This is a genomic window from Streptomyces racemochromogenes (assembly GCF_039535215.1).
Taxonomy (GTDB): domain Bacteria; phylum Actinomycetota; class Actinomycetes; order Streptomycetales; family Streptomycetaceae; genus Streptomyces; species Streptomyces racemochromogenes.
The window spans coordinates 674,048-699,112 of the sequence record NZ_BAAAWT010000001.1; the positions used below are offsets into that span (position 1 = coordinate 674,048).

Annotated in this window: 21 protein-coding genes; 9 read left to right on the forward strand and 12 right to left on the reverse strand. The window is 73.6% G+C overall.

The window, feature by feature from the left end; translation table 11 throughout:
* Positions 1 to 3: 3 nt before the first annotated feature.
* Positions 4 to 1,266 (reverse strand): extracellular solute-binding protein, encoded by a 1,263-nt coding sequence (locus ABD973_RS03160; RefSeq protein ID WP_386381823.1) that lies wholly within the window; start codon positions 1,264 to 1,266, stop codon positions 4 to 6.
* Positions 1,267 to 1,431: 165 nt separating this feature from the next.
* Here ABD973_RS03160 and ABD973_RS03165 point away from each other — a divergent pair, with 165 nt between their 5' ends.
* Positions 1,432 to 1,647 (forward strand): dodecin, encoded by a 216-nt coding sequence (locus ABD973_RS03165; protein ID WP_042802362.1) that lies wholly within the window; start codon positions 1,432 to 1,434, stop codon positions 1,645 to 1,647.
* 56 nt (positions 1,648 to 1,703) lie between these two features.
* Here the strand turns inward: ABD973_RS03165 and ABD973_RS03170 are convergent, their stop codons facing one another.
* On the reverse strand, positions 1,704 to 2,198 hold the full coding sequence (locus ABD973_RS03170; protein ID WP_125823328.1) for a phosphatase domain-containing protein: 495 nt from the start codon (positions 2,196 to 2,198) through the stop codon (positions 1,704 to 1,706).
* An 89-nt stretch (positions 2,199 to 2,287) separates the two neighbouring features.
* On the opposite strand from ABD973_RS03170, the gene ABD973_RS03175 reads away from it, so the two are divergent.
* Complete coding sequence (locus tag ABD973_RS03175) at positions 2,288 to 3,313, forward strand: MsnO8 family LLM class oxidoreductase (RefSeq protein ID WP_345498283.1); 1,026 nt, start codon at positions 2,288 to 2,290, stop codon at positions 3,311 to 3,313.
* Positions 3,314 to 3,323: 10 nt separating this feature from the next.
* Positions 3,324 to 5,741 (forward strand): excinuclease ABC subunit UvrA, encoded by a 2,418-nt coding sequence (locus tag ABD973_RS03180; protein ID WP_345498285.1) that lies wholly within the window; start codon positions 3,324 to 3,326, stop codon positions 5,739 to 5,741.
* Between the two features lie 15 nt (positions 5,742 to 5,756).
* Here ABD973_RS03180 and ABD973_RS03185 read toward each other — a convergent pair whose 3' ends face one another.
* From ABD973_RS03185 to ABD973_RS03200, 4 genes are all read right to left on the reverse strand, one after another.
* The gene (locus ABD973_RS03185) at positions 5,757 to 6,419 is read right to left on the reverse strand and encodes a hypothetical protein (protein WP_345498287.1); all 663 of its coding nucleotides are present in this window, start codon (positions 6,417 to 6,419) and stop codon (positions 5,757 to 5,759) included.
* Positions 6,420 to 6,550: 131 nt separating this feature from the next.
* Entirely contained in the window at positions 6,551 to 7,291 is a 741-nt protein-coding gene (locus tag ABD973_RS03190; RefSeq protein WP_125823325.1) for a succinate dehydrogenase/fumarate reductase iron-sulfur subunit, read from the reverse strand.
* A complete protein-coding gene (locus tag ABD973_RS03195) occupies positions 7,288 to 9,312 on the reverse strand; it encodes a fumarate reductase/succinate dehydrogenase flavoprotein subunit (RefSeq protein ID WP_125823324.1) in 2,025 nt (674 codons plus the stop codon). The genes ABD973_RS03190 and ABD973_RS03195 overlap by 4 nt, the downstream gene beginning before the upstream one ends.
* Positions 9,313 to 9,314: 2 nt before the next feature.
* Entirely contained in the window at positions 9,315 to 10,019 is a 705-nt protein-coding gene (locus ABD973_RS03200; protein ID WP_125823323.1) for a succinate dehydrogenase, read from the reverse strand.
* A 95-nt stretch (positions 10,020 to 10,114) separates the two neighbouring features.
* Here ABD973_RS03200 and ABD973_RS03205 point away from each other — a divergent pair, with 95 nt between their 5' ends.
* Complete coding sequence (locus ABD973_RS03205) at positions 10,115 to 10,996, forward strand: LysR family transcriptional regulator (RefSeq protein ID WP_125823322.1); 882 nt, start codon at positions 10,115 to 10,117, stop codon at positions 10,994 to 10,996.
* A 281-nt stretch (positions 10,997 to 11,277) separates the two neighbouring features.
* Here the strand turns inward: ABD973_RS03205 and ABD973_RS03210 are convergent, their stop codons facing one another.
* Positions 11,278 to 11,937, reverse strand: a complete 660-nt coding sequence (locus ABD973_RS03210) for a TetR/AcrR family transcriptional regulator (RefSeq protein WP_125823321.1) — start codon at positions 11,935 to 11,937, stop codon at positions 11,278 to 11,280.
* A gap of 118 nt (positions 11,938 to 12,055) precedes the next feature.
* On the opposite strand from ABD973_RS03210, the gene ABD973_RS03215 reads away from it, so the two are divergent.
* Positions 12,056 to 13,120 (forward strand): FAD-dependent monooxygenase, encoded by a 1,065-nt coding sequence (locus ABD973_RS03215; protein WP_345498292.1) that lies wholly within the window; start codon positions 12,056 to 12,058, stop codon positions 13,118 to 13,120.
* Between the two features lie 44 nt (positions 13,121 to 13,164).
* Here ABD973_RS03215 and ABD973_RS03220 read toward each other — a convergent pair whose 3' ends face one another.
* Both ABD973_RS03220 and ABD973_RS03225 read right to left on the reverse strand, forming a co-directional pair.
* Positions 13,165 to 15,333, reverse strand: a complete 2,169-nt coding sequence (locus ABD973_RS03220) for a putative bifunctional diguanylate cyclase/phosphodiesterase (protein ID WP_345504450.1) — start codon at positions 15,331 to 15,333, stop codon at positions 13,165 to 13,167.
* 200 nt (positions 15,334 to 15,533) lie between these two features.
* Positions 15,534 to 16,364: an SAM-dependent methyltransferase gene (locus ABD973_RS03225; protein ID WP_125823319.1), complete on the reverse strand. Its 831-nt coding sequence runs from the start codon at positions 16,362 to 16,364 to the stop codon at positions 15,534 to 15,536.
* Positions 16,365 to 17,129: 765 nt separating this feature from the next.
* Between ABD973_RS03225 and ABD973_RS03230 the strand changes: the two genes are divergently transcribed.
* The 3 genes from ABD973_RS03230 (at position 17,130) to ABD973_RS03240 (ending at position 19,114) form a co-directional block, all read left to right on the forward strand.
* Positions 17,130 to 17,351, forward strand: a complete 222-nt coding sequence (locus tag ABD973_RS03230; protein ID WP_345498298.1) for a hypothetical protein — start codon at positions 17,130 to 17,132, stop codon at positions 17,349 to 17,351.
* A 33-nt stretch (positions 17,352 to 17,384) separates the two neighbouring features.
* Entirely contained in the window at positions 17,385 to 18,155 is a 771-nt protein-coding gene (locus ABD973_RS03235) for a bestrophin-like domain (RefSeq protein ID WP_345498300.1), read from the forward strand.
* A 188-nt stretch (positions 18,156 to 18,343) separates the two neighbouring features.
* Complete coding sequence (locus ABD973_RS03240) at positions 18,344 to 19,114, forward strand: hypothetical protein (protein ID WP_345498301.1); 771 nt, start codon at positions 18,344 to 18,346, stop codon at positions 19,112 to 19,114.
* Positions 19,115 to 19,196: 82 nt separating this feature from the next.
* Here ABD973_RS03240 and ABD973_RS03245 read toward each other — a convergent pair whose 3' ends face one another.
* The gene (locus ABD973_RS03245; RefSeq protein WP_125605488.1) at positions 19,197 to 19,697 is read right to left on the reverse strand and encodes a hypothetical protein; all 501 of its coding nucleotides are present in this window, start codon (positions 19,695 to 19,697) and stop codon (positions 19,197 to 19,199) included.
* 353 nt (positions 19,698 to 20,050) lie between these two features.
* On the opposite strand from ABD973_RS03245, the gene ABD973_RS03250 reads away from it, so the two are divergent.
* Entirely contained in the window at positions 20,051 to 20,713 is a 663-nt protein-coding gene (locus ABD973_RS03250; protein WP_125605486.1) for a class F sortase, read from the forward strand.
* Between the two features lie 57 nt (positions 20,714 to 20,770).
* Here the strand turns inward: ABD973_RS03250 and ABD973_RS03255 are convergent, their stop codons facing one another.
* Together ABD973_RS03255 and lysX are read right to left on the reverse strand one after the other, a co-directional pair.
* On the reverse strand, positions 20,771 to 21,643 hold the full coding sequence (locus tag ABD973_RS03255) for a polysaccharide deacetylase family protein (protein WP_125823314.1): 873 nt from the start codon (positions 21,641 to 21,643) through the stop codon (positions 20,771 to 20,773).
* Positions 21,644 to 21,734: 91 nt separating this feature from the next.
* On the reverse strand, positions 21,735 to 25,037 hold the full coding sequence (gene lysX / locus ABD973_RS03260) for a bifunctional lysylphosphatidylglycerol synthetase/lysine--tRNA ligase LysX (RefSeq protein ID WP_345498306.1): 3,303 nt from the start codon (positions 25,035 to 25,037) through the stop codon (positions 21,735 to 21,737).
* Positions 25,038 to 25,065: the final 28 nt, after the last annotated feature.

A 25,065-nucleotide genomic window follows, 5' to 3' on the forward strand; every position in this document is an offset into this window, starting at 1 on the left:
CGGTCAGCGGTCGGAGTTGAGGACCCGGCTCATGGTGTCGGAGGCCGCCTTCGCCGCCTGGCGGGGGTCCTGGCCGCTGAGCACGGCCGTCATGTAGGGCTTGATCGGGTTGGCGGCCTCGACCTCGGCCCAGCGCGCGGACTTCGGGGTGGCGCGGCCCTGGGCGGCGCCGGGGGCCATGGCGGCGGCGCCGTCGTTGCCCTCGACCACGCGGGCGAGGGTGGTCTTGTTGGGGACGTAGCTCATGGTGCGGGCGAGCTCGGTCTGCCACTTCTCGCTGACCAGGGCGGTGATCACGTCCACGGCGCGGGCCCGGTGGGCGGTCTTCTCGGGGATGATCAGGTCGGAGCCGCCGGTGAAGACGGCGCCGGCCTTGTCGGCGGTCTTGCCGGGGATGGGGAAGAAGCCGAGCTTGCCCTTGAGGGCCGGGTTGGCGGCCTCGATCTGGGCGACCTGGCCGGGGGTGGCGATGATCTGGGCGACCTGCCCGCGGGCGAAGACCTCGGACTGCGGGGGCGTCTCCTCGTCGCCGCTCTTGGGGCCGTCGCCGAGGGCCTGGAGCTGCTTGTAGAAGTCCATTCCGGCGAGGGCCCTCTCGTCGTCGAGGGCGCCGACCCACTGGCCGCTGGTCTCGACGGCGAGGTCGCCGCCCTCGTCCCAGACGAACCCGGCGAGGACGTACCAGTTCTGGCCGGGCAGGTAGATACCCTGCTGCTCGCCCTTGTCGAGCTTCTGGGTGGCGGCGATCCAGTCCTGGCGGTTCCTGGGCGGGGTCTTGATCCCGGCGGCCGCGAACAGGTCCTTGTTGTAGATCACCACCCGGTTGGCGGCGTACCACGGGACGCCGTACTGCGCCCCGTTGACGCTTCCCGGGTCGGAGAGGCCCTTGAGCCAGTCCTTGCTGCCCCATTCGCGCAGGCCTTCGAGGGTGACCTCGGAGACGCCGCCGGTCTCGACGTACTGGGCGACCTGGGTGTTGCCGACCTCGATGACGTCGGCGCGGTCCTCGGACTTGCCACCGAGGACGGCGTTGACCTTGTCGCCGATGCCCTTCCACTCCTGGATCCTCACCTCCAGGTCGATGCCGGGGTGCTGCTTCTCGAAGTCGGCGGTGAACTTCCGGATGAAGTCCTCGGAGGCGCTGCCCTTCATCAGCCACAGGGTCACCTTGTCGGAGCCCCCGCCGGATCCCGCCGACTGGCCGCAGCCGGTGAGGGCGGTCGCTGCCGCGAGGGCGGTGCACACGGCGAGGAAGCGCATCTTCACGAGGGGTCACCTTCTGGGGATGGATCTCCGATGGCTTGAAATTGGCATAGACCAATGAGCGGGTCAACCCCCTTTCGCCCGGGATTGTTCACGCATAGTTCGCGGACCCGGGCTTACTGGGGCACCGTGGAACAAGGCAACAGCGACGACTGGCGGGAGACCCCCATGTCCAACCACACCTACCGCGTGACCGAGATCGTCGGCACCTCCCACGAGGGCATCGATCAGGCCATCCGGAACGGGATCGCCCGCGCGGGGCAGACCCTGCGCAACCTGGACTGGTTCGAGGTCACGCAGATGCGCGGACACATCGAGAACGGGCAGGTCGCGCACTACCAGGTCGGACTGAAGGTCGGCTTCCGCCTCGACGGCGAGGACTGAGCAACCGGCGGGACCGGGGAACGGGAAGGACCCGAGGGCGGGCGGGCGGCGGGGCGTCAGGTGCGACCCTCGTCCTCCTGCGCCTGCTTGAGTTCCGGCGCGTCCGCCGCCCAGTCCGCCAGGACCACCCGGAAGCCGGCCGCACGGGCGGCCTCGCAGACGAGTTCGTCGTCGTCGACCAGCACCCGCACCTCGCGCCCCCGGGCGATGCGCCGGAGCACCTCCAGCTTCGTCAGCCGGGCCGGGCGCCGGTCCTGGTCGCCGCGCATCCACACCCGGCCCTCCGGCAGCCCGTGCCGGGCCAGCCAGTCCAGGGTGTCGGCGCGGCACCGCTCGGGCCGCCCGGTCAGGTACACCACCTCGCAGTCGGCCGCGCGCTCCGCCGCCAGCGCCACGCCCCGGGCGAGCGGCGGATCCGCCGGCGCGGCCCCGAAGAACCCCGCCCAGTCGCGGGGGCGCCCCTCCAGGAAGTGCTGGCGGTGACTGGTGTCCGCGAGGGTGTTGTCGATGTCGAAGACGGCGAGCGGACGGCGGGGCGGGGTCTGTGTCATGCCCGCAGCCTAGGCGTCCGGTACGACAAACGGACGACGTCACGACCGGGGCCCGGGAATCACCGGCGCCGACGCGCGTTGAGACGGGTGTGATCCGAAAAGTCTCGATCCTCGACCGGTCCCGCACCCGCGAGGGGCACCCCGCCCCCGAGGCCCTGCGCGAGACCGTGGAACTGGCCCGCGCGGCGGACCGGTTGGGCTACCACCGCTTCTGGGTGTCGGAGCACCACAGCGTGCCCGGCGTCGCCGGCTCCGCGCCCACCGTACTGGCCGCCGCCGTCGCCGCCGCCACCCGGCGGATCCGGGTCGGCACCGGCGGCGTGATGCTGCCCAACCACCAGCCCCTCGTGGTGGCCGAGCAGTTCGGGGTCCTCGAAGCCCTCTTCCCCGGCCGGATCGACATGGGCCTCGGCCGCTCCGTCGGCTTCACCGGCGGCATCCGCCGCGCCCTGGGCCGGGACACCGCCGACGCCGACCGCTTCGAGGAGCAGCTGGCCGAACTGCTCGGCTGGATCGACGGCACCCAGCGCGCCCACCCCGAGGTGCACGCCCGGCCCGCCGAGGGGCTGCGGATCCCGCCCTTCGTCCTGGCCACCGGCGAGGGCGCGGGGATCGCCGCCCGGGCCGGACTCCCGGTGGTGGTCGGCGACCTGCGCGGGCGCGCCAAGGTCGCGGAGGCGGTGCGCCGGTACCGCGAGGAGTTCCGGCCGTCCCCGTGGGCGGCGCAGCCGTACGTGGTGGTCTCCGGGACGGTCGCGGTCGCCGCCACCGAGGAGGCTGCCCGGCGGATCCTGCTCCCCGAGGCCTGGGCCCTGGCCCGCTCCCGGACCCGGGGCAGCTTCCCGCCGCTGCGCCCGGCGCAGGAGGTCGCCGCGCTGGAGATGACCCCGAAGGAGCGGGAGCTGTACGAGGGCGGCCTCGCCGGGCACATCGCCGGGACGGAGGAGCAGGTGGCCGCCGCCCTGGCCGGGGTCGCCGGGGCCACCGGGGCGGACGAGCTGCTGGTCACCACCTCCACGTACGACCGCACGGCCCTGCTGGACTCCTTCACCCGGCTGGCCCGGATCACCGGGCTGAGCCCGGCCGGCCCGGCCCCCGGGGGCCCGGGGCTCTAAACTGGGGCGAATGCACCACTCCCCCGACACCCCCGACACCCCCGGCGAGCCCGGCCGGCCGGACGCCCCCGATCCCTGCGTACGGGTACGCGGCGCCCGGGAGCACAACCTGCGCGGGGTGGACGTGGACATCCCGCGCGACACCCTGACCGTCTTCACCGGGGTCTCCGGCTCCGGTAAGAGCTCCCTGGCCTTCGGCACCCTCTACGCCGAGGCACAGCGCCGGTACTTCGAGTCGGTGGCCCCCTACGCGCGCCGGCTGATCCACCAGATCGGCGCCCCGAAGGTGGACTCGGTGACCGGACTGCCGCCCGCGGTCTCCCTGGAGCAGCGTCGCTCCGCCCCGGGTTCGCGGTCCTCGGTGGGGACGGTGACCCTGCTCTCCAACTCCCTGCGGATGCTGTACTCGCGGGCCGGGACCTACCCGCCGGGCGCCGAGCGGCTCGACTCGGACGCCTTCTCCCCCAACACGGCCGCGGGGGCCTGCCCTTCCTGTCACGGGCTGGGCCGGATCCACCGCACGAGTGAGGAACTCCTCGTGCCGGACCCGAGCCTGTCGATCCGTCAGGGCGCCATCGCCGCCTGGCCGGGCGCCTGGCAGGGAAAGAACCTGCGCGACATCCTCGACGTGCTCGGCCACGACGTGGACCGGCCCTGGCGGGAGCTGCCGGCCGAGGACCGCGAGTGGATCCTGTTCACCGAGGAGCAGCCCGTGGTCACCGTGCACCCGGTGCGGGAGGCCGACCGGATCCAAAGGCCCTACCAGGGCACGTACATGAGCGCCCACCGCTACGTGATGCGGACCTTCTCCGACACCAAGAGCGCCACGCTGCGGGCGCGCGCGCAGAAGTTCCTCACCGACGCCCCGTGCCCGGCGTGCCAGGGGCGCAGGCTGCGGCCGGAGGCGCTGGCCGTGACCTTCGCGGGCCGCACGATCGCGGAGCTGGCGGCACTGGCGCTGGACGACCTGGACCGCGTACTGGCCGCCGCGCCGCCGGCGGACGAGGCGGCGCGGGTGCTGGCCGGGGACCTGCGGGCGCGGATCGCGCCGGTGACGGAACTCGGGCTCGGCTACCTGAGCCTGGACCGGACCGCGCCGAGCCTGTCGGCGGGCGAGCTCCAGCGGCTGCGGCTGGCGACCCAGCTGCGGTCGGGGCTGTTCGGGGTGGTGTACGTACTGGACGAGCCGTCGGCGGGGCTGCATCCGGCGGACACCGAGGCGCTGCTCGGTGTGCTGGAGCGGCTGAAGGCGGCGGGGAACACCGTCTTCGTGGTGGAGCACCACCTGGACGTGGTGCGCCGCGCCGACTGGGTGGTGGACGTGGGACCGCTGGCCGGGGAGCACGGCGGGCGGGTGCTGTACAGCGGGCCCCCGGCACAGCTGGCGGCCGTCGGGGAGTCGGCGACGGCACGGCACCTGTTCGCGCCGCCGGCGTCCGGGCGCGGGCGGACCCCGCGCCCGGCGTCCGGCTCGATCCGGCTGTCGGGCGTGGAGCGGCACAACCTGCGGGGCGTGGACGTGGAGTTCCCGCTCGGGGTGTTCACGGCGGTGACGGGGGTGTCCGGTTCGGGGAAGTCCACCCTGGTGGGGCAGGTGCTGGCGGGCGAGGTGGCCGGGCGGCTGGCCGAACCGGGCTTTCCCGTGCGGCGGTTGGTGGAGGTGGACCAGAAGCCGATCGGACGGACCCCGCGCTCCAACCTGGCCACGTACACGGGCCTGTTCGACGTGGTCCGCAAGCTGTTCACGGCCGCTCCCGAGGCGCGGGCGCGCGGCTGGAAGGCGGGCCGGTTCTCCTTCAACGTGCCGGGCGGGCGCTGTGAGACCTGCCAGGGCGAGGGCTTCGTCTCGGTGGAGCTGCTGTTCCTGCCCAGCACGTACGCCCCCTGTCCGACGTGCGCGGGCGCCCGGTACAACGCCGAGACGCTGGAGGTGCGTTACGCGGGGCTGACCATCGCGGAGGTGCTGGGCCTGACCGTGGAGGCGGCGGCCGGGTTCTTCGAGGAGGTCCCGGCGGCGGCGCGCAGCCTGCGGGCACTGGAGGAGATCGGGCTGGGCTACCTGCGGCTGGGGCAGCCGGCGACGGAGCTGTCGGGCGGCGAGGCGCAGCGCATCAAGCTGGCGACGGAGCTGCAGCGGCTGCGCCGGGACCACACCCTGTACCTGCTGGACGAGCCGACGACGGGGCTGCACCCGGCCGATGTGCGGGTGCTGCTGGGGCAGTTGCACGGGCTGGTGGACGCGGGGCACTCGGTGGTGGTCGTGGAGCACGACATGGAGGTGGTGGCGGGCGCGGACTGGGTCGTGGACCTGGGCCCGGGCGGCGGTGCGGAGGGCGGCCGGATCACGGCCGCGGGCCCGCCGCCGGCGGTGGCCGCCTCCCCGGATTCCCGCACCGCGCCCTACCTGGCGCGGGCGCTGGGGCTGTAGACGCCGGCGGCGGGGTCAGGCGTCGCCGGGCAGCAGTGCCTGCGGGAGTTCGCGGAAGGCCCACGTGCCGCGGGTGCGGGTGAGCGTCCAGACGAGGTCGTAGCGGTCGGGCCAGGCGGCGGGGACGCCGATGACGCGGTGCGCGCCGAGGGCGTGGACCAGGCGGGGGATCCCGGCGGCCTCCCAGCACACGAGTACGGGCGCCCGGGCTTCCAGTACGGCCCGCGCCAGCCCCGCTTCGGCGCCGAGCGCGAACTGCGAGCGTACGGGGACCCGCAGGGCGGCGGCCAGGGGCGCCAGGGTCTGCCGGGACCGGGCGGGGGCGGTCCGCGGCCCGCCGGTCGCGTACAGCGCGGCGGGCCGGGGCAGCCGGGCACTGTGGGCCGGGCCGAAGAGCCGGGGCAGCTCTTCCGCGCGGCGGCGGCCCCGGCCGGCGAGGAAGCCGGGATCCTCGTTGCCCTCGTCGTCCTCGCCGGTGGCTCCGGCGAAGGGTTTCTCCGCGTGCCGGATCACCATGACGAGGGCGTCCTTGTCGGCGGGCCGGCCGGGGGCGGGGCCGGGCGGCTTCCGGCGGGTCGCGGTGTCCTCGGCCGTGCAGCCGGCCGCGGCCAGGCCGGCGAGGGCGGCGGCCAGCGCGGTGCGGCGGCGCGGTCCGGACCCGGCGGGGGCTTGGGGCATGGGGTCCACTGAACCCCACGCACCGGACCGGGCCGGGGCACGGCACGGCGTACGGCCCGTACGAGCGCCCGGTCGGCGGATCGGGTCAGCCGATCGGCCCAGGGCGGCCCGTACGGGACCGGGGTGCGCGCTCAGGCCTTGCGCAGGGCGCGGAGCCACTCCTTGTTCATCGCGGCGATCGACGGCAGCGGGATCCCCTTGGGGCAGGCGGTGGCGCACTCGCCGGTCAGGGTGCAGCCGCCGAAGCCCTCGTCGTCCATCCGCGCCACCATGTCCAGCACCCGCGTCTCGCGCTCGGGCGAGCCCTGCGGGAGCACGTTCAGGTGGTTGACCTTGGCGGAGGTGAACAGCATCGCGGAGCCGTTGGGGCAGGCCGCGACGCAGGCGCCGCAGCCGATGCACTCGGCGTGTTCGAAGGCGGAGTCCGCGGCCGGCTTGGGCACGGCGGTGGCGTGCGCCTCGGGGGCGGAGCCGGTCGGGGCGGTGATGTAGCCGCCGGCCTGGATGATCCGGTCGAAGGCGCTGCGGTCGACGACGAGGTCCTTGACCACGGGGAAGGCCGAGGCCCGCCAGGGTTCGACGTCGATGGTGTCGCCGTCGGCGAAGGAGCGCATGTGGAGCTGGCAGGTGGTGGTGCGTTCGGGGCCGTGGGCGTCGCCGTTGATGACGAGGCTGCACGCGCCGCAGATGCCCTCGCGGCAGTCGTGGTCGAAGGCGACCGGGTCCTCGCCGCGCAGGATGAGGTCCTCGTTGAGGGTGTCGAGCATCTCCAGGAAGGACATGTCCTTCGATATGCCGTCGACCTCGTAGGAGGCCATGGCGCCGGGGGCGTCGGCGTTCTGCTGGCGCCAGACGCGCAGGGTGAGCTTCATGCGTAGCTCCGCTGGGTGGGGTGGACGTACTCGAAGACGAGGTCTTCCTTGTGCAGGACGGGGGCGGTGCCGGTGCCCTGGTACTCCCAGGCGGCGGCGTAGCCGAACTCCTCGTCGCGGCGGGCGGCTTCGCCGTCGGGGGTCTGGGACTCCTCGCGGAAGTGGCCGCCGCAGGACTCGGCGCGGTGGAGGGCGTCGAGGCACATCAGCTCGGCGAGTTCCAGGTAGTCGACGACGCGGTTGGCCTTCTCCAGCGACTGGTTGAACTCCTCGCCGCTGCCGGGGACCTTGATGCGCCGCCAGAACTCCTCGCGGATCTCGGGGATGCGGGCGAGTGCCTTGCGCAGGCCCTCCTCGGTGCGGGACATGCCGCAGTACTCCCACATGAGTTCGCCGATCTCGCGGTGGAAGGAGTCGGGTGTGCGGTCGCCGTCGACGGCGAGCAGCTTGGCGAGGCAGTCGCGGGTCTCGCGGACCGCGGCGGCGGCCTCGGGGTGGCTGTCGTCGACCGGCTGGGGGTGCGGGTGGCGGGCGAGGTAGTCGTTGATGGTGGAGGGGAGCACGAAGTAGCCGTCGCCGAGGCCCTGCATCAGGGCGGAGGCGCCGAGGCGGTTGGCGCCGTGGTCGGAGAAGTTGGCCTCGCCGATCGCGAACAGGCCGGGGACGGTGGTCTGGAGGTCGTAGTCGACCCACAGTCCGCCCATCGTGTAGTGGACGGCCGGGTAGATCCGCATGGGGACCTCGTACGGGTCCTCCGCGGTGATCCGCTCGTACATCTCGAAGAGGTTGCCGTACTTCTCGGCGACCTTGTCGCGGCCCATGCGGCGGATGGCGTCGGCGAAGTCGAGGTACACGCCCTGGCCGCCGGGGCCGACGCCGCGGCCCTCGTCGCAGACGTTCTTCGCGGCGCGGGAGGCGATGTCGCGGGGGACGAGGTTGCCGAAGGAGGGGTAGATCCGCTCCAGGTAGTAGTCCCGCTCGGCCTCGGGGATCTCGGCGGCGGGGCGGGTGTCGCCCTTGGCCTTGGGGACCCAGATGCGGCCGTCGTTGCGCAGGGACTCGCTCATCAGGGTGAGCTTGGACTGGTGGTCGCCGGTGCGCGGGATGCAGGTGGGGTGGATCTGGGTGAAGCAGGGGTTGGCGAAGTACGCGCCGCGCCGGTGCGCCCGCCAGACGGCGGTCGCGTTGGAGTTCATGGCGTTGGTGGAGAGGTAGAAGACGTTGCCGTAGCCGCCTGTGGCCAGGACCACGGCGTCGGCGTAGTACGTGTCGATGCTGCCGGTGATCAGGTCGCGGGCGACGATGCCGCGGGCCACGCCGTCGACGGTGATCAGGTCGAGCATCTCGGTGCGGGCGTGCAGCTCGACGTTGCCGGCGGCGATCTGCCGGGACAGCGCCTGGTAGGCGCCGAGCAGCAGCTGCTGGCCGGTCTGGCCGCGGGCGTAGAAGGTGCGGGAGACCTGGACGCCGCCGAAGGAGCGGGTGTCGAGGAGGCCGCCGTACTCGCGGGCGAAGGGTACGCCCTGGGCCACGCACTGGTCGATGATCTCCACGGAGATCTGGGCGAGGCGGTGGACGTTGGACTCGCGGGCGCGGAAGTCGCCGCCCTTGACGGTGTCGTAGAAGAGCCGGTGTACGGAGTCCCCGTCGTTGCGGTAGTTCTTGGCGGCGTTGATGCCGCCCTGGGCGGCGATGGAGTGGGCGCGGCGCGGGGAGTCGCTGAAGCAGAACTGGACCACGTGGTAGCCCTGCTCGGCGAGGGTCGCGCCGGCGGCACCGCCCGCCAGGCCGGTGCCGACGACGATCACGGTGTGCTTGCGGCGGTTGGCCGGGTTGACCAGCTTCGCCTCGAAGCGGCGGCGGTCCCAGCGTTCGGCGATCGGGCCCCCGGGGGCCTTGGTGTCGCGGACGGGGTCGCCGGTGGTGTAGGCGGCGTACTCGGTGCGGTCGCCGTTCTCGGTGTGGGTTCCGTTCTCCGTGTACGTGTCGTTCTCGGCGTACGTTCCGTTCTCGGTGCTCATGGTCAGCTCACCACTCCGGTCATGACGGCGACGGGGACGGACACGAAGCCCGCGAAGAGGACGAGGGCCAGGACGTCGGCCAGGGACTTCAGGGTCCGGTCGCGCCGGGCGTTGCCCGCGCCGAGGGTCTGGGCGGCGCTCCAGAAGCCGTGGCGGACGTGCAGGCCGAGGGCGGCCATGGCCACGATGTAGACGGTGTTGCCGTACCAGGTGGAGAAGGTCGACAGGACGTTCTCGTAGGGGTGGCCGGCCCAGGCCCGCTCGTTGACGGTGAGCGTGGTCAGGTCGAGGAGGTGCCAGACGATGAAGAGGCCGAGGATGATCCCGCCCCAGCGCATGGTGCGGGTGGCGTAGCTCGCGCGGCGGCGCTTGCGGGCGTACTTGACCGGGCGCGCCTTGATGTCGCGGCGGCTGAGCTGGTAGGCGCAGACGGCGTGGGCGACGACGGCGGCGACCAGGACGACGCGGACGATCCACAGGGCCCACTCGTGGTGCAGGAACGGGGAGCCGAGGGTGCGCAGCCAGTGGGCGTAGCCGTTGAACTCGTCCGCCCCGAAGAAGATCTTCAGGTTGCCGAGCATGTGCGCGACGAGGTAGCCGAGCATCACCAGGCCCGATGCGGCCATCACGGACTTCTTGCCGACGGTGGAGTCCCAGAGCGTGCGCGTGGTGGACGGCCGTCGATCCGTCCGCGTTGCCAGAGCCATGCCGTTGACGGTAAGGACCAAGGTCCCGAGAGGTCCAAGACATGGTGGAGCTGATCGCGATAGGCAAAGCCTATGGGTGGCGTTAGCCTGGGGGCATGCAGTTCCAGCAGCTGGTCTATTTCGTGGCCGTCGCCGAGACGCGGCACTTCACGCGCGCAGCCGAACGGGAGCACGTGGCGCAGCCTTCGCTGTCCCAGCAGATCAAGGCGCTCGAACGGGAGCTGGGCGCCGAGCTGTTCAGCCGGGCGCGCGGGAACATCGCGCTCACGGACGCGGGCGAGGCCCTGCTGCCGCTGGCGCGGCGGATCCTCGCGGACGCGGACACGGCGCGGCTGGAGGTGCAGGAGCTGGCGCAGCTGCGGCGCGGCCGGGTGCGGCTGGGGGCGACCCCGAGCGTGTGCACCGGCCTGCTGCCGGGGGTGCTGCGGGCCTTCCACGCGGCGCACCCGGGCATCGAGCTGCTGATCGAGGAGAGCGGCTCGCTGGACCTGGTACGGGAACTCGCGCGCGGGGTGCTGGACCTGGCCCTGATCGCGCTGCCGCTACCGCCTTCGGCCCCCTCCCTGACCACGGTGGAGCTGCTGACGGAGGACCTGGTGGTGGTCTCGTCCGCGGACCTCCCGCCCCCGGCGGGCGGCGGGGAGCCGGCCATCGCCGACCTGCGCGGGGAGCCGATGGTGATGTTCCGCCACGGCTACGACCTGCGGGACCTGACGGTGGCGGCGTGCCGGGCCGCCGGGTTCGAGCCGGTGTTCACGGTGGAGGGTGGGGAGATGGACGCGGTCCTCGGCTTCGTCCGGGCCGGGCTGGGCATCGCGGTGGTCCCGGCCATGGTGGTGGAGCACGCCGGGCCGGGCCTGCGCGCCACCCGCCTCGCGGGATCCCCGCTGCGCCGCACCATCGCCCTGGCCCACCGCACGGACGTGGCACCCCCACGGGCGGCCCGCGAACTGAAGCGCATGCTGGTAGGCGACTGACCGCCCGGCCGGCGCCCCACGCCCGAACGGGCGCGCTGCTCACGGGGGCCGGGGGCCGGACCGTGGGGCCGGCGGCCGGGGCCCACGACCAGGAGCCGGCGGCCGGGGCCCACGACCGGGGCCCACGACCGGGGGCCGGGGCTGAGCGGCCCGGGACCGGGGCCGGGCGCCGGCCGGTTGCCGTGGCGCTCCAACGCCCCCACCAGTTCGGTGACATACCTGGCGACCCTGCGCTCGCCCGCCTCCGCGGACCGGCTTTTCGGCGGTCCCGTCCGCCGGTGTCAGGAGGGTATGAGCGGGCCCAGGGTCCGGTCGAGACCGTCGGCCAGCATGGCGAAGGCCCCGTCCGCTTCGGCGACGGCCGCGGGGTAGGCCGCGTCGGCGCTCTGGCCGGCGGAGATCCGGCGCCAGTTCTCCCGGCCCAGCTCGTGGCGGACGGTCACCAGGTGCAGGGCCGCCAGCCGTGCGGGGAACGGGGGGACTTCCTCCGCCTCCAGGGCGGCCGCCAGGGCTTCCACCTCGCCTGCCGTGTAGTGGGCGATCCGCGTCTGCAGGCTGGCCGTGGAGTACAGCAGCTCCTGGAAGGCGAGCACGTTCGGGTGGTCACAGAGGCCGGTGATGGGGTCCCGCTCGGCGAGTGCCGCCAGGAAGTGCTCGTGGACCGCCCGGACCGGGGTCAGGCCCTCCGGACGCTCGCGCACGATCCGGGCCGCCTCGTCCTGGTGGTCGGCGAACCGGTCGAGGACCAGGTCCTCCTTGCTCGGGAAGTACCGGAACAGGGTGGGCTTGGACACCTCGGCCGCCGCGGCGACGTCGGCCACCGACACGGCGTCGAAGCCGCGTTCGAGGAAGAGTTCGAGTGCGGTGGCGGCCAGCTGCTGCCGCGTACGTGCCTTCTTGCTCTCGCGCAGTCCCGTGCGCGAACCCGTGATGTTCTCCATGCCCCCACCGTACCACAAAACAATGACCCAGTTAATTTCGTGACCCGGTTGCTTTTTTGCCCGGGTCGCGCTTTCCTTGGTTCATCGAGCGATTCGGCACCGAGGAGAGGACACTCCGATGAGCGACGTACTGATCGTGGGTTGCGGCCCCACCGGACTCACGCTGGCCTGCGACCTCGCCCGCCGCGGCATCCCGGTCCGCGTGCTCGACCAGCGGCCCCGTCCGCACCGCGAGTCCCGCGGCAAGAGCCTCAACCGGGACGGCCTCGACGCGATGGCGGATCTGGGCTTGCTCGGCCCGATCTCCGAGGTGGGCCGGGAGCTGGTGCTGCGCAAGTACTTCGACGGGGCACGGGTCGAAGACACGCGGCTGAAGGACATCCTGTTCCTGGGCCAGTGGCAGATCGAGGACGTCCTGCGCGCACACCTCGCCTCCCTCGGCGTCCGGGTGGAGCACGGTGCCCGGGTCACCGGGATCGAGCAGGACCCGCAGGGGGTGACCGCGCGGCTGGCGGACGGCGGCTCGGTCCGCGCCGGGTACCTCGCCGGCTGCGACGGAGGCCGGAGCACGATCCGGGGGCTCCTCGGGATCGCCTTCGAGGGGACCTCGGAGGAGACCGGGACGATGGTGCTGGGCGACGTGACGGCCCCGGACCTGAGCCGGGACGTCTGGCACCAGTGGTTCACCTCGGACGGCGGGGCCATGATGCTCTGTCCGATACCGGGGACGCCGGTGTTCCAGCTCCAGGCCTCACCCGAGAGGGACGCCGACGGCGAACCGGTGCCGCCCTCGCTGGAGGGCTTCCAGCGGCTCTTCGACCGGCACGCCCGGATGAAGGGGATACGGCTCGCCGGAGCGTCCTGGCTCTCCGCCTGGCGGGTCAACGTCCGCATGGCCGACCGGATGCGCGTGGGCCGGGCCTTCCTGGCCGGGGACGCGGCCCATGTCCACTCGGTGGCCGGCGGGCTCGGGATGAACACCGGGATCCAGGACGCGATGGCCCTGGGCCGGACGCTGGGCGCGGCCCTGACCGGGGAGGCCGGGGCGCCGGTGCTCGACGGGTACGAGGCCGAGCGGCTGCCGGCGGCCGCGCGGCTGCTCGCCGACACCTCCGAGCGGCACCGGCGGGTCCTGGCCGCGGTGCGCGAGCCCGGTCGGGGAACGGAGGCCGGACTGGGCTGACCCGCCAGGACCCCGGGCGGGACCCCGGCCGGGGGCCGGCCGGCTCAGGGGGTGGGGACCGCGTCCGAGAGGGTGAGGGCGTGGATCCGGTCCGGGGCGCCGGGGCGGGCGTAGTACCAGCCCTGGGCGGTGTCACAGCCCAGGGCCCGGAGCTGGGCCGCCTGGGCGCCGGTCTCCACGCCCTCCACGGTCACCGCCAGTTCCAGGCTGTGGGCCAGGGAGACGATGCCCTCCACGATCTTGACGTCCACGGGGTCGGCCGGCTGCTGCTGCATCCCCTGGGTGAAGGAGCGGTCCAGCTTCAGGACGCTGACCGGGAGGCGGCGCAGGTTGGCCAGGTTCGAGTAGCCGGTGCCGAAGTCGTCGAGGGCGATGTCCACGCCGAGCGCGGCGAGCCGGCGCAGCGGTTCGAGGAGCTCGTCGTCGGCGCCGATCAGGGCAGACTCGGTGACCTCCAGGCACAGGGCGCCCGGGGCGAGCCCGGAGGCCTCCAGCACCCGGACGGTGTCGGCGACCAGGCCGGGGTGGTGGAGCTGGGTCGGCGAGAGGTTGACGTTGACGCGCAGGGCGGCCCCGCCGTGCTGGCGCTGCCAGTTGCGGGCCTGGCGGACGGACTCCTCCAGCACCCAGCGGCCGAGCGGCACGATCAGCCCGGTCCGCTCGGCGAGCGGGATGAACCGGTCCGGGCCGAGCACCCCGTACTGGGGGTGCGACCAGCGCACCAGCGCCTCCGCGCCGTGCACGCTGCCGTCGTGCATGTGCACCAGGGGCTGGTACTCGATGAAGAACTCGCCGCGCTCCAGCGCCGCCGGCAGGGCGTTGGTCAGGCCGTGGCGGGTGATGGCCCGGGCGTCGGCCTCCGCGTCGGCGAACTCGAAGCGGTTGCCGCCGGCCGCTTTGGCCCGGTACATGGTGATGTCGGCGCTGCGCAGCACCTCCGCCGGGGTGCGCTCCCCCGCGCGGCCCTCGACGATGCCGATGCTGCCGCGCACCGACAGTTCCCGGCCCTCCAGCCGGATGGGGGTGGAGAGCGCGGACAGGATGCGCACCGCGAGGTCGGTCACCTTCTCTCCGGGGTCCTCGCCGGTGCCGCCGGCGGGGCTGGTGGTGAGGGCGACGAACTCGTCGCCGCCGAGGCGGGCCACGACCTCGCCCGGCCCGGTGGCGCAGCTCTGCAGCCGGTCCGCGACCTCGACGAGGAGCCGGTCGCCCGCGGAGTGGCCGAGGCTGTCGTTGACCGTCTTGAAGCCGTCCAGGTCGAGGTAGCACAGGCCGAAGCGGCTGCCGGGGGCGCCGCCCAGGGCCTTCTCCAGCCGCTCGAAGAACAGCGTGCGGTTGGGCAAGCCGGTCAGCGCGTCGTGGGTGGCCTCGTAGCGCAGCCGGAGGTTGAGCAGCCGGCGTTCGGTGGTGTCCTCCATCAGGGCCAGCTGGTACTGGGGCACTCCGTCGGCGTCGCGCAGCAGGGACACCGTCAGGTTGGTCCACAGCACGGTGCCGTCGTGGCGGTAGTAGGGCTTCTCGACGCGGTAGTGCTCGCGTTCCCCGCGCACGAGCTCCCCGTACATCCGCCAGACGTGCGGGGTGTCGTCGGGGTGGCCCCATTCGCTGACGTTGCGGCTGCGGACGTGGCCCTCCAGGCCGCCGAACATCTTCAGCAGGGTGTCGTTGACCTCCAGGACGTTGCCGTCGAGGTCGGCGATGCCGATGCCGACGGCCGCGCCCTCGAAGACCGCCCGGAAGCGCTCCTCGCTGGCGTGCAGGGCCTGCTGGGCGTCGCTGCGGGCGGTCAGCGCGGAGCGGGCGATGGCCTCCTGCTCCCGCAGGGTGCGCTCGCGCAGCGCGCGGGCGAAGCCGGCGGCTATGCCGTGCTGGAGCCGGGCGCAGCGGGAGCGGTACTCCTCCTTGCCCTCGGTCCCTGCGCCGTCGGGCCCGCAGTAGAGCACGAGGTAGGACTCGACCACCCCGAGGGTGCCCGCGAGCGCCTCCGGGTCGGTGCAGTGCACGGCGACGAGCTCGGCGCCCACGCCCTGGGCGACGCCCGCGTCGAAGGGGCGGGCGTGCAGGGCCTCGGTCAGGGTCCGGGCGAGGGGGACGAGGTGCTGTTCGAACTCGGGGCGGGTCAGGGAGGTCGCCGTGACGGGGAAGATCGCCCGGCCCCAGATCGTGGCGAAGCGGGCGATCCGGTCCTCCAGGCCGCTGCGCAGTTCACGCACCGACGCCCGGCCCTGGGGCGGGCCGGGCTGCTGGGCGGGGTCCGGGGTGGCCTGCGGGGGCACCCGCCGTCCGGCGGCCCCAGCCCCGGCTGGGGCGGAGCCGGCACCGGGAGCGGGGGCGGGGGTGCCGTGGGCGGGCGTCGCGGAGGCGGGGCCGGCCGGGCGCGGGCCGGCGGGCGGCGGCGTCGGGGCGGGGAGTCTCACGCCTTGCGTCCCACGCCGCCGTAGCCCGAGAAGGCGTACGGATCCTCGGGCGCCTCGCCGTCCGCGAGGGGTCCGGTGTCCTCGGGGCGCCAGTCGGGCATGGACACCAGGCCCGGCTCCAGCAGCTCGAACCCGTCGAAGAAGCCGGTGATCTGCTCGTGGCCGCGCATGACGAGCGGGTTGCGGATGTCGCGGTAGACGCCGACGGCGCCGCCCGCGACCTCCTCGGTGAGCGGGATGCCCTCGTAGGAGGCGTGGGTGAGGATCAGCATGCTGCCCGGGGCCAGGGCGTCGCGCAGCTCGGCGACGGCCTCGTACGGCCGGTCGGTGTCCTCCAGGAAGTGCAGTACGGCGACGAGCAGCAGCGCGACGGGCCGTTCCAGGTCGAGCAGCCGGCCGACCTCGGCGGAGCCGAGGATGTCCTGCGGCTTGCGCAGGTCCGCGGGGACGACGCCGGTGCGGTCGTCCCCGGCCAGGACGGCGCGGCTGTGGGCGACGGCCACCGGGTCGTGGTCCACGTAGACGACGCGGGCCTCGGGGCTGGCGTTGCGGGCGATCTCGTGGACGTTGCCGAAGGTCGGGATGCCGGAGCCGATGTCGAGGAACTGGGTGACGCCCTCGGCCACGGCGTGCCGGACGGCGCGGCGCATGAAGGCCCGGTTGGCCTGCATGATCTTGGGCAGGCCCGGCATGAACTCCATGGCGCGGCGGGCGGCCTGGCGGTCGACCTCGAAATTGTGGGAGCCGCCCAGGTAGTAATCGTAGATGCGGGACACACTGGGCACCGATATGTCGATGCCTGGCGGGGCCCAGGCGGGGCGTTCCATCGGGGTCTCCAAGCCTCGTCGTGCCGTGGTCGGACTGCTGTCCGAGCCGAATGTACTGATCATTTCCCAACAGGGCGAGCAAAAGCGGAAATTGGCGGTCCGTTCTTGGTCACACACCAAAGGCACGTGCGGCCCCCGCCACCTGCGAAGAAGAAGCCGACAAATACCATTTGAGATTTCGACCGCGAACTCTGCGAAGCGGTCCCCAGCTGGCTCAAACATCTATGCTCCACACTCCACCCGATCAGGCGAACCGGTACCGGGCCTCGCGTGCGCGGGCGCGCGCGGGCCCATGCTCCCGGGGTGAACAGAGCCTTAGCCAGACGCATGCTGGCGATCCCGGTCCTGCTGTGGGCATCCCTTTCCGCCACACCGGCCGTGGCCGATAGCTGCGCCTACGCGACGGTCGGCACCGCCGACGGGACGGGCGTCGTCGAGCTGTACGCGTACGCCGGAAGCGGCGGCGGCGGGGCCGGCCGGGGTGGCGGACATCACGGCGGCCACGGCCACGGACACACCTGCGGCCACCGCGGCAAGGGCCACGCGCACGACTGCCCGCCGCCTCCTCCGCCGTGCCCGCCCAAGCCGACACCCAAGCCGCCGCCCCCACCGCCTCCGCCGCCGCCCACTCCGCCGCCGAAGCCGCCGCCGAAGCCCACTCCGCCACCGCCGCCGAAGCCGGCCCCCGAGCCGCCCCGGCCGGCCCCGGCCCCGCCGCCACCGCCCGCACCGGCCCCGAAGCCGCCGGCGCCCGCGCCGCCCCGGGTGTACAAGGCGCCCGCGCCGCCCCCGCCCGCGCCCGAGCCCGAGCCACCGCCACCGCCCCCGCCGACGCCGGCCCCCGCGCCCAAGCCCAAGCCCGTCGCCCGCCCCAGCTACCACACCCCCACCCGCAAGCCGGTGGAGCACCACGTCTCCCCGGTCACCTTCACCCTCATGACCGCCGCCCCCGCCGTGCTCGCGATCGTCGCGCTGCGCCCGCGCTAGGCCGCACCCACCGCTCATCGATTGGGAGTCATCTTGTCGGAATGGCTCGTCCTGTCCCTCGCGATGGCCGCGGCGTGTGCCGTGGTGCTGTCCATCGCCTTCTTCAACCACCGCAGGATCAGCGAGGACGACGATCCGAACGAGACCCCGGACGTCATCGAGTACATGACGATGATGATCGGGGTGATCTACGCGATCGTCCTGGGCCTGGCGATCGCGGGCGTCTGGGAGGGCCGCGGGGCCGCCCAGGAGTACGTGCGCCAGGAGGCGCAGGCCCTGCACGAGATCAGCGTCCGCTCCCAGGTCTACCCGGCCGAGGTGCGCGGGAGGATCCGCGCCGACGTCGACGCGTACGTGACCTACGTGGTCGACACGGAGTGGCAGCGGATGGCCGACGGCGAGGACGTCACCGAACGCAGCGGGGAGCTGCTGGAGAAGATCCGCCGCGACGTCACCGACTACGTGCCGCAGACCGACCACGAGGGGCAGGCGTACCAGCCGCTGGTCGACCAGGTCGCGCTCGTGGACGACGCCCGCAACGCGCGCGGCCAGAGCGCCGGGGCCACCATGCCCGGCGTGGTGTGGTTCGGGCTGATCGCCGGGGCCCTGGTCACGGTGGGCCTGATCTTCACCCTGCAGATCCGCCGCTCCTTCCGCGAGATGCTGCTGGCCGGCCTGTTCAGCGCGCTGATCGCCTTCCTGCTCTTCCTCATCTGGGACTTCGACTCGCCCTTCGGGCGCGGCATCTCCGCCACCGCGGAGCCGTTCCTCGCCCAGTTCCCGCACCTGGACCTCAAAAGCTGAACGGGCGCCCGCTCCCGGGAAACCGGGAGCGGGCCCGCCGTCGCCGGTTCGGCCTACGGCCGTGCCCCATTCGCCCGCTCCTGATCGCGGGTCACCGGCCCGACGCCTAGCGTGGCGGACAACGAGGTGCACGACCCCCACCTGCGCAAACGCTGCGCGAGTGCGCCTCGGGATCCGGAGGACCGACCATGAGTGCGATACGCGGCTCCGCCACCGCCCTGCTCAGCGCCGGCGCCCTCATCGCGCTCGGCGCGTTCTGCGCGCCCGCCGCCATGGCCCCCGGGACCCCGCCCGCGGCTCCGGCTCCGCAGGCCGCGCCCGTGACCTCCTTCGCCTTCGCGCTCATCCCGTCGACGGTCGCCCCCGGCGGCCAGGTGACCCTTTCGGTCAGCGACTGCGACGCCGCGTACGCCACCGCCTCCTCCGGCGTCTTCGACACCGTGAGCATCCCGCGCGGCCAGACCGTCCGGGTCACGGTGGACCGGGACGCCCGGCGCGGAGCGCTGTACTCCGTCACCTTCACCTGCAACGGGGAGAACGGCTCAGCCGACCTCACGATCACCGGCGCCACGTCGACGCCGAGCACCAGCTCCACCACCGGCGTCCGCCGCACCCCGTCCGCGGAGCCCACCCTCGGAGTCAGGCCGCGGGCCACCGCCACGGCCACCGCCCCCACGGCCACCGCCACGGCCACTCGCGCGGCCACCCCGCCCCCCAAGGCCGTTCCCACCGCCGTGCGCACCGCCCCGGCCGCCCGGATCACGCCCACCGCGCGCGCCTCGGCCCCGGTCTCGGCCCAGCGCAGCACCCCGGCCGCGCTCGGCGTGCGCGGCGGCCTCGGCGGCAGCGTGGCCGGGATGGACCCCGTGGAACTGGGGGCGGGTGCCGCGCTCTTCGCCGCCGCCGCGGGCGGGACCGCGTACGCCGTGCGCCGGCGCCGCCCGGCCCGCGCCCACTGACCCCGCACCCCGGCCGTGGCACCGGCCGGCCGCCCCGGGTCCGGGACCCGGGGCGTACCGTGGCCGCGGCCGACGGGGCGCGTCAGCCCCGGGAGCCGACCGGACGGCGGCGGCGGATCACGTGCGCGCCCGCGCCGAGCGCGGCGGCGCCGACGAGGCCGGCGCCGATGGCCGTCTCGGCGGTGGACGGGCCGAAGGAGCCGCCGAGGCCGCCCTGTGCTCCGTTGCCCGGCAGGATCGTGAACCGGTGCGTGGCGACGAGGCTGTTGTCGTGGCACTTGACGGACAGCGTGTGGTGGCCCGGCGAGGCGTGGTTGAAGATCCGGACGGTCGCGAAGCCGATGGAGCCGGCCGAGAGGTTGGTCTGCGGAAAGTTGCCGTTCGACCAGACCGTGCCGCCGTGGCCGCAGCCGGCGGCGCTGACCTGCATCGAGGCGCCCTGGTGCACGGAGTACGGGTTGACGGTGACGTTGCTGGGCCCGTTGCCGCCGCCCTGCGGCGAGTTCGCGGTGGCGAACGGGGCACTGAGACCGATCGCGGCGCAGGCAGCCGCCGTCACGGTGAGAGCGCGCAGAACACGCATGATGGAACCTCCAGCGGGAAGCGCCCCGGAGCGGTGGTCCGGGCAGATCGACGAGAACGCCTCCCATCACGAACCCTCGGGCCACCGCGCAACCAGCGCATTTCCGACTTTGGGCCGCCCGGTTGAGCGACACGCCGAAGCCCGCACTGATCATCTGACGGATCCGCAGGTCATGAGCCGTCAGGCATTTATGTGACGAATACCTGGATGGACGCACCCCGACCGGACGCGACCACCCGTTCGCCCTTCCCCGATCGCCGTCCCGGGCGTGCACCCTTAGCGTGCGTGAAGAAGGGCGTACCGGGGAGGGACTGGAACGCGGGTCGGGACCCCCGCGTCGGGAAGGGAGAGCCATGACCGAGGACGAGTGCGAGCAGCGGCCGAGGAGACGCTCCCCCTGGGGAGTGCTCGCGCTGGTCATGCTCAGCGGCCTCGCCATGATGAGGAACGGGGCCAACGCCGGGGAAGGCCCGCCGCAGCCGGCCGCCGCGGCGGCCGTCGCGCGCGCGGAGCACCTGCCGGCCCAGGCGCCCAGGCCGCCGGCGGACCTGGAGGTGCTGGAGCACTCGTCGGTGCAGCGCATCCGGATTCCGGCGATCAACGTGGACGCGCCGGTGATGACGGTCGGCCTGGACGCGCAGGGCTGGATCGACGCCCCGCCGCCACAGGACCGCAACCTGGCGGGCTGGTACCTCAACGGGATCTCGCCGGGCCAGCAGGGCTCCGCGGTGATCGTGGGCCACGTGGACAACGCGCAGGGCCCGGCGGTCTTCTACGGCCTCGGCTCGCTCAAGCCGGGGAGCCGGGTGGAGGTGGAGCGCTACGACGGGCGGACCGCGGTCTTCGAGGTGTACGGCGTGGAGGTGTTCTCGAAGGACGCCTTCCCCGGCTCCCGGGTGTACGGGGACACCGGCCACCCGGAGCTGCGCGTGATCACCTGCGGCGGCAGCTACTCCAAGGCCAAGGGCTACGACGGCAACGTGGTCGTCTTCGCCCGGATGGTGGCGGCCCACTGACGCGGCGCTCCACCGTCCGGCCCGCACCCCCGGCGGGAGCGGGCCGGACGTCCGGCCTCAGCGGGTCGGCAGCGTCATCCGGTAGCCGCGCCCCATCAGCTGCGGCAGGTACGCCTCCAGCGCCCTGACGGTCTGCGAGCGGTCGCCGCCGGCGTCGTGGTTCAGCACGACCACCCCCGGCCCGGCGCCCGACAGCACCCGGGAGATGATCGTGGCGCTCCCGGGCTCCTTCCAGTCGAGGGTGTCCACGGTCCAGGCGAACGGCTCCATGTTCAGCTCGGCGCCGATCTCGAAGGCGGCCCGGTTCCACGCCCCGTAGGGCGCCCGGAACCACAGCGGGGCCTGCCCGGTGACCTGGTGCACGACCTCGCTCGTGCGCCCGATCTCGGCCTCCAGGGCGGACCGGGAGAGTCTGGGGATGAGCGGGTGCGTCCAGGTGTGGTTGCCGATGACATGGCCCTCGGAGGCGATCCGGCGCAGCAGGTCGCGGTTCTCGGTGGCCATCTCCCCGCAGACGAAGAACATCGCCCGGACCCCGTAGCGGGCGAGGGTGTCGAGGATGGCGGGGGTGTAGCGGGGGTCGGGGCCGTCGTCGAAGGTGAGCACCATGGCGTTGCCGGTGTCCGGTCCGGCGGGCAGTTCCAGGATGGGCCGGGTGCGGACGGCGGGCTTGGCGGCGGCGGGGGGCCCGGCGGGCGCCTCGGCGGTCATGGGCCGCAGCCGGTAGGACTTGTCCGGGGGCCCTGCGGGGCGCAGGCCCGGGGCTCCCGGGGCGGGCGCGGGGGTGCCGGGCGCGGGGGCGCCGGCCGTGGCCCCGCCCTGGGGGCCGTCCTCGCCGGCGCTGAGCAGTCCGGAGGCGGCGGCGATTCCGAGGAGGACGGCGGTACGCAGGAGCACGCGTCGTCCCACTGTCGGCTCGTCATTTTTCATTATTACTACGTATCAACGACATCGCCGGAGATGTCGAGAGGCGCGGACGCCCCCCACCGCCGTCACCCCCTCGGACCAGCCGCCCCGCTGGTCAGCCCTGTCGCACCAGGGGGAACGGCAGCGTCTCGCGGATGGTGAGGCCCGTGAGGAACATGACCAGCCGGTCGACGCCGATGCCGAGTCCGCCGGTGGGCGGCATCGCGTACTCCAGGGCGTCGAGGAAGTCGTTGTCGAGTTCCATCGCCTCGGTGTCGCCGCCCGCCGCCAGCAGCGACTGGGCGGTCAGCCGACGGCGCTGCTCGACGGGGTCGGTCAGCTCCGAGTAGGCGGTGCCCAGTTCGGTGCCGAAGGCCACCAGGTCCCAGCGTTCGGCCAGCCGGGGGTCCTCGCGGTGCTGCCGGGTGAGCGGGGAGACCTCGGTCGGGAAGTCCTTGTAGAAGGTGGGCAGCTGCGTCCGCTCCTCCACGAGCCGTTCGTACATCTCCAGGACCACGTCCCCGCGGGTGTCGTCGGGGCCGTGCGGGACGCCCGCCCGGTCGCACAGCACGCGCAGCACGTGCTCCTCGGTGTCGGCGTCGACCTCCTCGCCGAGGGCCTCGCTGATGGCCCCGTACATCGTCTTGACCGGCCAGGGCCCGGAGATGTCGTGGACGACGAGCTTGCCGTCGGGGCCGGCCTTGTGCACGACCGGCGAGCCGAAGGCGGCCGTGGCGGCGCCCTGGATCAGCTCCCGGGTGAGGTCGAGCATCACGTCGTAGTCGGCGAAGGCCTGGTAGGCCTCCAGCATCGTGAACTCGGGGTTGTGCTTGTAGGAGACGCCCTCGTTGCGGAAGGTGCGGCCCATCTCGAAGACCTTCTCCATGCCGCCGACGCACAGCCGCTTGAGGTACAGCTCGGGGGCGATGCGCAGGTACAGGTCGAGGTCGTAGGCGTTGATGTGGGTGCGGAACGGCCGGGCGTTGGCCCCGCCGTGGATCTGCTGGAGCATCGGGGTCTCGACCTCCAGGTAGCCGCGGTCCAGCAGCCCCTGGCGCAGGGCCTGCACGGCGCTGGAGCGGGCACGTACGACGTCCCGCGCGTCGGGGCTGGCGACGAGGTCGAGGTAGCGGCGCCGGACCCGGGCCTCCGGGTCGGCCAGGCCCTTGCGCTTGTCGGGCAGGGGGCGCAGGCACTTGCCGGTGAGCTGCCAGGAGCCGACCACGACGGACGGCTCCCCGCTACGGCTGGCGCCGGCCTCTCCGGTGGCGACGACGTGGTCGCCGAAGTCGACCTGGGAGGTGAAGGCGTCCAGCACGCCGGGGCCGGACTCGTCGCGGGTGAACATCAGCTGGGCGTCGCCGGTCCAGTCGCGCAGCACGGCGAAGACCACGCCCCCGAGGTCGCGCACGACCATCACCCGCCCGGCGAGGGTGACCTGCTCGCCGGTGCGGGCGCCGGGGGTGCGGCCGGGGTGGGCGGCCCGGAGGGCGGCGGCGGTGTGGGTGCGCTGGGGGATTCCGACCGGGTAGGGGTCCGTTCCGGCGGCCCGGATGCGCTCCAGCTTGGCGTGCCGGACCCGGACCTGTTCGGGCATCCGCTCGGCGGGGGCCCGGTCGCCTTCCTCGCCTGCGAGGTCCAGGCGCAGCGAGTCGATGGAGGGCAGCCCGGCGGTGTTGGCGGGGGCGGTGAGGCCCCTGGCGTGGCCGTTGCCCCAGAGCTTGCGCATGCTGGGTACGGAGACGAAGCCCTCGGCGATGCCGGAAGCGAGGCTGACCCGGGCCAGTGAGCCGGCGTCCTGGTAGCACAGGAAACGCGGGTACCACTCCGGGCCGTACTTGACGTTGGAGCGGTACAGGGCCTCCAGCTGCCACCAGCGGGAGAAGAACAGCAGCAGCCGGCGCCACAGTTTGAGCACCGGGCCGGCGCCGATCCGCCCGCCCTCCTCGAAGGCGGAGCGGAACACGGCGAAGTTGAGGGAGATGCGGCGCACGCCGAGGCCGGGGGCGGCCGCGCAGAGCTCGGCCACCATGAACTCCATGACCCCGTTGGGGGCGGCGCGGTCGCGGCGCATCAGGTCGAGGGAGATGCCGTCCCTGCCCCAGGGGACGAAGGAGAGCAGGGCGATCAGTTCGCCGCCCGCGTCGAAGGCCTCGACCAGCAGGCAGTCCCCGTCCTCGGGGTCGCCGAGCCGGTCCAGGGCCATGGAGAAGCCGCGTTCGGTCTCCGTGTCGCGCCAGTGGTCGGCCCGGTCCACGATGGTCCGCATCTCCTCCTCGGTGAGGGCCGAGTGGCGGCGGATGGCGGTGGTGGCGCCGGTCCGCCTGACCCGGTTGACGGCCTGCCGGGTGACCCGCATGTCGCGGCCGTCGAGGTCGAAGTGGGCGACGTGCAGGATGGCCTCGTCGCCGAGCTGGAGGGCGCTCAGGCCGGAGCGGGCGTACGCGGTCGCCCCGTCCTCGGAGGCGCCCATCACGGCCGGCTGCCAGCCGTAGCGGCGGGCGACGCCGAGCCAGGCGTCGATGGCCGGGGTCCACGCGCCCGGGTCGCCCACCGGGTCGCCGCTGGCCAGGCAGACCCCGGCCTCCACCCGGTAGGTGACGGCGGCCTTGCCGTTCGGGGCGAAGACGACGGCCTTGTCGCGCCGGGTGGCGAAGTAGCCGAGGGAGTCGGCCCGTCCGTAGGCGCCCAGCAGCGCCCGGATCCGGGGCTCCTCGTCCCCGTGCAGGGCGGCGGTCAGCCGCTGCGAGCGGAACAGGGTCGCGGCCGCGTTCAGCAGGGCGAGGGCGCCGAACAGGCCGAGCAGGAAGTAGAGGGGGCGGGGCGGGTGGCCGTCGAACTGCCGGGCGGAGAAGAGCCCGCCGAAGACCTGCTTGGCGGCCCAGTCCAGCCACTGCCCCTTGGGCAGGGTGCCGGGGAAGAGCGCGACGAGCGCCCAGCCGAGGAGCACCGCGGCGAGCAGCCCGAGGCCGAGCACCAGCATGGCCCGCCAGACGGCGCCGGGGCGCGAGGCCGCGTAGAACTCCTTGCGGGCGGCGACGAGGACGCCGAGGGCGGCCACCGCCAGGACCATCGAGGGACCGCCGACCCAGAAGTCCCCGTCGGCGATGATCAGCAGGTCGACCAGGATCAGCAGGGCCAGATAGGTGACGACGATCCACCAGGCGATCTTCTTGCGGGTGCCGAGCGCGGCGGCGAGGAGGAAGAGGAAGACGGCGTACGCGAGGTTCTCGCTGACCGGCACCACGAAGTCGTCGAGGAAGCGCACCACGGGCCGCAGCAGTCTGCGCAGCGTCGGGGACAGCGCCAGCAGCGCGCACACCAGGCCCAGGGTCCCGAAGAACGCCCCGGAGGCGTCCGGGACCCGGTGCAGGAAGCGATTGCGGGTCCCCCGGGTCTCCTCCAGCGTGGCACTCATGCTTGGCACTGTAGGGAGGGCCGCGCGG